Below are 6,261 nucleotides of genomic sequence, written 5' to 3'. Positions count from 1 at the left end.
GACCGCCCGTTGAGGCGCAGCATGTTCCTCAGAAAGCGGCTTCCGGGCCGCTTTTTTTGTGCCCGGGGTTCATTGATCCCGGTGCCAAGGTCCACGCCCGGAGGTCCAGGCAGGGGGCTGGCTGGACACGCCGTGAACCCGTCCTTGGGGGCTTGGTGACGGCATCCATGCCGTCAACAGTCCAGCCAGCCCCCTGCCTGGACCTCCGGGCGTGGACCTTGGCACCGGGATCAATGAACCCCGGGCACAAAAAAAGCGGCCCGGAAGCCGCTTTCTGAGGAACATGCTGCGCCTCAACGGGCGGTCAGCTTCTCCTTGATCCGCGCCGCCCTGCCGGACAGCTCGCGCAGGTAGTACAGCTTGGCCTGGCGCACGTCGCCACGACGCTTGACTGTGACGCTGTCGACCAGCGGGCTGTAGGCCTGGAAGGTACGCTCGACGCCAACACCGTGGGAGATCTTGCGCACGGTAAACGCAGAGTTGAGTCCGCGACTGCGCTTGGCGATACAGACGCCTTCGAAAGCCTGCAGACGCTCGCGGTTGCCTTCCTTGACCTTGACCTGAACGACCACGGTGTCACCGGGGCTGAACTCGGGCAGATCCTTTTGCATTTGTTCAGCATCTAGCTGAGAGATAATCTTGTTGGTGCTCATGGTGCGCTCCTGTCGTTTACCGTGCCTAGCTTCACAGCTAGCAAATTAAGCCAAATCCCGCTCCTGGCGATACAGTGCCAGCAACTCCTGTTCCTCGGGCGTCAACGCCCTGTCCCGCAGCAGATCCGGGCGCCGCTCCTGCGTGCGGCCCAGCGCCTGCTTCAGGCGCCAGCGGCGGATCTTGTCGTGATCGCCGCTGAGCAATACTTCCGGCACCGTCCTGCCCCGGTACTCTTCGGGGCGGGTGTAGTGCGGGCAATCCAGCAAGCCGTTGGCGAAGGAGTCCTCCTGCGCTGACAGCTCGTGCCCCAACACGCCCGGCAACTGGCGGATAACCGCATCCATCACTACCATCGCCGCCAGCTCGCCGCCGCTGAGGACGTAGTCGCCGAGGGAGAGCTCTTCGTCGATCTCGCTCTCGATCAGGCGCTCATCCACGCCCTCGTAGCGGCCCGCCACCAGCACCAGGGCCGGTTCCTGCGCCAGGCTCACCGCCCTGCGGTGATCAAACCGCTGCCCCTGCGGCGACAGGTAGATGACGCGGCTGCGCGCCCCGGCCTGCTCCCTGGCGGCCGCAATGGCCCGCTCCAGGGGAGCCACCTTCATCACCATGCCGGGGCCGCCACCGAAGGGGCGATCATCCACCGTGCGATGACGGTCCTGCGTAAACTCGCGGGGGTTGCTGAGGCTGAAGCCCAGCACTCCCTGCTGCACCGCGCGGCCGGTGATCCCGTGCTCGCTGACGGCGCTGAACATCTCCGGAAACAGGGTCACTACCGCTATATGCATGTGCCCTAGTCCTCCGGGAACCAATCCACCTCGATTCGCCCTGCCGTCTCGTCAACCTGCCTCACAGTGGTGCCGGGGAGCCAGGGAATCAGACGTTCCCGCTGGTCGATACTGCCCTCACAGGCCTTGATCACCAGCACATCGTTGGCTCCGGTTTCGAGCAGGTAGTCGACTTCGCCGAGCAGCACCTGGCCTTGTTCCGTGCCGCACCAGACCTGCATGCCCTGCAGCTGGTGCCAGTAATAATCGCCCTCTTCCAGCGCCGGCAGCATATCGCCTTCAACGCTGACCTCAAGCCCCTGGAAAGTTTCCGCCAGGTTGCGGTCGTCAATGCCGCGGATGTGGGCCACCAGGCCCTTGCCCTGTCGCCGGCCAGAGTCGAACTCAATGGCCTCCAGGCCGCCGCGGCGCTCTACCATCCAGCCACCGTAGTCGAGGAAGTTCTCCATCGGCTCGGTGTAGGAGTGAATCTTGACCCAGCCCTTGATCCCGTAGCAGCCGGTTATCCGGCCGATGACGAGACGGTCGCTGGCAACGGCTTCACTCATGCCACCCGTACCGGCTCAGGCGGCTGTGCCAGCTTCCCTGACCAGCTTGGCGACGCGCTCGGACAGCTGCGCGCCCTGGCCCTGCCAGAAAGCGACACGCTCGGCGTTAACTTGCAGACGCACTTCCTGGCCGCGGGCGACGGGATTGAAGAAACCCACGCGCTCGATGAAACGGCCATCACGCGACTTGCGGCTGTCAGTGACTGTCAGGTGATAGAACGGGCGCTTCTTGGCACCACCACGAGAAAGACGAATTGTTACCATATTCGGTTATTTCCTGAAAATGAGTCGGGATCTGCGGCCAAACTTCCGACATATCCACGCCAGTACCCGGCACTACGGCCGCAAAGGTGGCGTATCATACGGAACTTCACCGGGTTTTAAAAGCCCTCGCGGGCGGAAATTTTCAGCGCTGCCAGCGCCCCAATCACCTGATAATTCAGGTGGTTGAGGCACTGGCTTACCGAAACGGGAAGCCGCCGCCAGAGCCACCGCCGGGGGGCATCATGCCACCGAGGCCGCGCATCATCTTCTCCATGCCCCCGCCCTTCATCTTTTTCATCATTTTCTGCATCTGCTTGTGCTGCTTCAGCAGGCGATTCAGGTCCTGCACCTGGGTACCCGAACCCTGGGTGATACGGCGCTTGCGCGAGCCGACAATGAGGTCGGGGTTGCGGCGCTCCCGGGGCGTCATCGAGTTGATCATCGCCTCCATGCGCGCGAACATTTTCATGTCCACATTCTGCTGTGCCATCTGCGCCACGTTGCCCATGCCCGGCAGCTTGTCCAGCATGCCGGTGATGCCACCCATGTTGTTCATCTGCTGCAACTGGTCGCGGAAGTCCTCGAGGTCGAAGCGGCCGCCTTTCTTGACCTTGCGCGCCAGACGCTCGGCCTTGTCCTTGTCGACCTTCTGCTCCGCCTCCTCGATCAGCGAGAGCACATCGCCCATGCCCAGGATGCGCGAGGCCAGACGGTCCGGGTGGAACGGATCCAGGGCCTGGGTCTTTTCGCCTACCCCGAGGAACTTGATCGGCTTGCCGGTAATGGTGCGCACCGACAGGGCGGCGCCCCCGCGACTGTCTGCATCAACCTTGGTCAGGATAACCCCGGTCAGGGGCAGGGCTTCGCCAAAGGCCTTGGCTGTCGTCGCGGCATCCTGGCCGGTCATGGCGTCGACCACAAACAGGGTTTCCGCCGGCTTGCTGATCCGGTGCAGCTCCGCAATCTCGGCCATCATCGCCTCGTCGACCGCCAGGCGGCCGGCAGTGTCGATGATCAATACGTCGCTGAAGCGGATGCGGGCATGGTTCATCGCCGCGCGAACAATATCCACCGGCTTCTGCTCAGGCTCGCTGGGGAAGAAATCCGCCCCGACCTCGGCGGCGAGGGTCTCCAGCTGCTTGATGGCAGCGGGCCGGTAGACATCGGCGCTGACCACGGTGACCGACTTCTTGTCCCGCTCCTTCAACAGCCGCGCCAGCTTGGCCACCGATGTGGTCTTGCCCGCGCCCTGCAGGCCGGCCATGAGGATGACAGCCGGCGGCTGCACCGCGAGATTGAGACCCTCATTGGAGGACCCCATCACCGCTTCCAGCTCCGCCTGCACAATCCGCAGGAAGGCCTGGCCCGGGCTCAGGCTCTTCATGACCTCCTGACCCAGGGCACGCTGTTTTACCGCCTCGACGAAATCCTTGACCACGGGCAGTGCCACGTCCGCCTCCAGCAGCGCCATGCGCACTTCGCGCAGGGTGTCCTGGATATTGTCTTCGCTGAGGCGCGCCTTGCCGGTAATGGAGCGCAGACTCTGCGACAGGCGATCGGAAAGACTCTCAAACATCGGAATGACTCTCGGCAGCGGCCGGCGCTATTGATTCCGGCCGGACAAATCGGTACAAAGGAACGCAGTATACGCCACCCGGGTCCAACCCCCAAACCATGCCGCTGCCCCTGCTAGCCATTGTTGCCGCGCTGCTGTACTTCGCTGCCGCGGGCCTGCATCTGACGCATATCCTGCAGCGGCGACCGCGGCTCAGTGGCGCCGTGATCGGCATGGGTGCCGTGGCCCTCCTCTGCCACGCCCTGGTGGCGTGGTTCAGCATCTTCGACGAGCACGCTGTTCACCTCGGGTTCTACAAAATCGCGGCCCTGATCTTCCTGGTGATCAACGTCGCCTGCCTCGCCTGGCTGGTGCGGCGCCCGCTGCAGAATCTGCTGGTGGTCCTGATGCCACTGTCGGCGATCGCGACCCTGGTTTCTGCCTTTGCGCCGCACTCCGGTACCACCCCCGAAAGCCTGGGTCATGGCCTGCTGCTGCACATTGCGTCCTCTATCCTGGCGTACGCGGTACTGACCCTGGCAGCGGCTCAGGCGGCACTGCTGGCGGTACAGGACCGCCAGCTCAAGCACCACCACGCCGTGGGCATCGTCAGCTTCCTGCCACCGCTACAGCTGATGGAGACCATGCTGTTTGAACTGCTCTGGGCCGGCGTCGTGCTGCTGACCCTGGCCATCGTTTCCGGCTTCCTGTTCCTGGACGATATCTTCGCCCAGCACCTGGTGCACAAGACCGTGCTGACACTGATCGCCTGGGTGATCTACTCCACCCTGCTCTGGGGTCGATACCGCATGGGTTGGCGCAGCCAGACCGCGGTACGCTTTACCCTGGGTGGCTTTGCCCTGCTCATGCTGGCCTTCTTTGGCTCCAAACTGGTCCTGGAGCTGGTCCTGCAGCGCGGTTGAGCCGCCTGCAATTGATGATCCACGGCACTTGCTCCCGCCCTGCTTTTTCTTCAAGATAGCCGGTCCATTCATGTCATAGGTTCGCCCCCGCTTTGAACGAAGCACCGCTGGGTCTCTTATACTCAGTCCTGGTAATCCTCATTCTGCTGTCCGGCTTCTTCTCCAGCTCGGAAACCGGGATGATGTCCCTCAACCGCTACCGGCTGAAGCATCTCCGCAAGCAGAACCACAGGGGCGCCCGTCGCGCCAGCAAGCTGCTGGAGAGGCCGGACCGGCTGATCGGCCTGATCCTGATCGGCAACAATGCGGTCAACATCCTTGCCTCCGCCATCGCCACCGTGATCGCCATTCGCCTGTGGGGGGACGCCGGGATCGCGATCGCCACCATTGTCCTGACCCTGGTCATCCTGGTGTTCGCGGAAATCACCCCCAAGACCATTGCCGCGCTGCACCCGGAGCGCGTTGCCTTTCCGTTCAGTATCGTCCTGCTGCCGCTGATGAAACTGATGTACCCGGTGGTCTGGCTGGTCAACAGTGTCACCAACGGCCTGCTGCGCCTGCTGGGCGTGGACCCCGCCGCGGCCAAGGAGGAGCACGTCTCGTCCGAGGAGCTGCGCACCATCGTTACCGAGGCCGGCGCGCTGATTCCACCCCGCCATCGCGGCATGCTGCTGAACATCCTCGATCTCGAGGAAGTTTCAGTGGATGACGTGATGGTGCCGCGTAATGAGGTCTACGGCATCGACCTGGACGACAGTGACGAGGAGATCCTGCGCTGCGTCCAGGCCAGCAACCATACCCGCCTGCCGGTCTGGCGCGACGATATCAACAATATCGTCGGCGTCCTGCACATGCGCAATATCAGCCGCATCATCGACAAGCAGGGCCTGGACCGGGACGCGCTGGAACGGGAGATGGACAAACCCTACTTCATTCCCGAGAGCACGCCGCTGCACACCCAGCTGGTGCATTTCCAGAAGAACAAGCTGCGGCTGGCGATTGTGGTGGACGAGTACGGCGAGGTCATGGGGATTGTCGCTCTCGAGGATATTCTCGAGGAGATCGTGGGCGAGTTCACCTCGCGCATGGGGGACGACAACGAGACCATTTTTGCCCAGCGTGACGGCAGCTACATCATCGCCGGCAACGCCAACCTGCGGGAGGTCAACAAGTCCCTCGACTGGCAACTGCCGACAGACGGGCCGAAAACCCTCAGTGGGCTGATTCTGGAGTACCTGGAGTCGTTCCCGGACGGCAACGCCGGCCTGGCAATCGCCGGCTACCGCTTTGAAATTCTCGAGCTGCAGGGCAACGTGATCCAGGCGGTGCGGGCCTCCCCGGCCAAGGCCAAGGGCAAGCTGAAGGGCTGGCTGTAGCAACAGCCTGCAGCAACAGTTCAGCTTTACCTGGATCTCCGCGAGCCGCCGACCAAGGTGCCGCCGACGGCGGCGCGATAGATATCCTGCCTCAGCGACACCAAAAAAACTTCTCGCCTCGAAATTTCGCTCTCCCGAACACCGGGCAAGCAG

The 6,261-nt window shown here is 63.1% G+C and carries 7 protein-coding genes; 2 read left to right on the top strand and 5 right to left on the bottom strand.

All coding sequences use genetic code 11. From position 1 onward, the window contains the following. Nucleotides 1-293: 293 nt before the first annotated feature. From rplS to ffh, 5 genes are all read right to left on the bottom strand, one after another. On the bottom strand, nucleotides 294-653 hold the full coding sequence (rplS, locus tag RLO07_RS12790; RefSeq protein WP_462292516.1) for a 50S ribosomal protein L19: 360 nt from the start codon (nucleotides 651-653) through the stop codon (nucleotides 294-296). A gap of 45 nt (nucleotides 654-698) precedes the next feature. Next, the gene (gene trmD, locus RLO07_RS12785; protein WP_462292515.1) at nucleotides 699-1,442 is read right to left on the bottom strand and encodes a tRNA (guanosine(37)-N1)-methyltransferase TrmD; all 744 of its coding nucleotides are present in this window, start codon (nucleotides 1,440-1,442) and stop codon (nucleotides 699-701) included. 5 nt (nucleotides 1,443-1,447) lie between these two features. Next, entirely contained in the window at nucleotides 1,448-1,990 is a 543-nt protein-coding gene (rimM, locus tag RLO07_RS12780; RefSeq protein WP_462292514.1) for a ribosome maturation factor RimM, read from the bottom strand. A 15-nt stretch (nucleotides 1,991-2,005) separates the two neighbouring features. Beyond that, nucleotides 2,006-2,254 (bottom strand): 30S ribosomal protein S16, encoded by a 249-nt coding sequence (rpsP, locus tag RLO07_RS12775; protein ID WP_304705461.1) that lies wholly within the window; start codon nucleotides 2,252-2,254, stop codon nucleotides 2,006-2,008. Nucleotides 2,255-2,450: 196 nt separating this feature from the next. After that, nucleotides 2,451-3,830, bottom strand: a complete 1,380-nt coding sequence (ffh, locus tag RLO07_RS12770; RefSeq protein WP_462292513.1) for a signal recognition particle protein — start codon at nucleotides 3,828-3,830, stop codon at nucleotides 2,451-2,453. 98 nt (nucleotides 3,831-3,928) lie between these two features. Here ffh and RLO07_RS12765 point away from each other — a divergent pair, with 98 nt between their 5' ends. Then, nucleotides 3,929-4,732, top strand: a complete 804-nt coding sequence (locus RLO07_RS12765) for a cytochrome C assembly family protein (RefSeq protein WP_462292512.1) — start codon at nucleotides 3,929-3,931, stop codon at nucleotides 4,730-4,732. Nucleotides 4,733-4,824: 92 nt separating this feature from the next. Next, nucleotides 4,825-6,108, top strand: a complete 1,284-nt coding sequence (locus RLO07_RS12760; protein ID WP_462292511.1) for an HlyC/CorC family transporter — start codon at nucleotides 4,825-4,827, stop codon at nucleotides 6,106-6,108. Nucleotides 6,109-6,261: the final 153 nt, after the last annotated feature.

It is taken from the genome of Haliea sp. (genome assembly GCF_040221975.1).
In the GTDB taxonomy this organism is placed as follows: Bacteria; Pseudomonadota; Gammaproteobacteria; order Pseudomonadales; family Halieaceae; genus Haliea.
This window is presented reverse-complemented; position numbering and strand designations above follow the sequence as displayed.

Excerpts from the sequence above, each read along its gene's own strand:
- rplS (WP_462292516.1), bottom strand. The coding sequence starts at position 653 with ATGAGCACCAACAAGATTATCTCTCAGCTAGATGCTGAACAAATGCAA.
- trmD (WP_462292515.1), bottom strand. The coding sequence starts at position 1,442 with ATGCATATAGCGGTAGTGACCCTGTTTCCGGAGATGTTCAGCGCCGTC.
- rimM (WP_462292514.1), bottom strand. The coding sequence starts at position 1,990 with ATGAGTGAAGCCGTTGCCAGCGACCGTCTCGTCATCGGCCGGATAACC.
- rpsP (WP_304705461.1), bottom strand. The coding sequence starts at position 2,254 with ATGGTAACAATTCGTCTTTCTCGTGGTGGTGCCAAGAAGCGCCCGTTC.
- ffh (WP_462292513.1), bottom strand. The coding sequence starts at position 3,830 with ATGTTTGAGAGTCTTTCCGATCGCCTGTCGCAGAGTCTGCGCTCCATT.
- RLO07_RS12765 (WP_462292512.1), top strand. The coding sequence starts at position 3,929 with ATGCCGCTGCCCCTGCTAGCCATTGTTGCCGCGCTGCTGTACTTCGCT.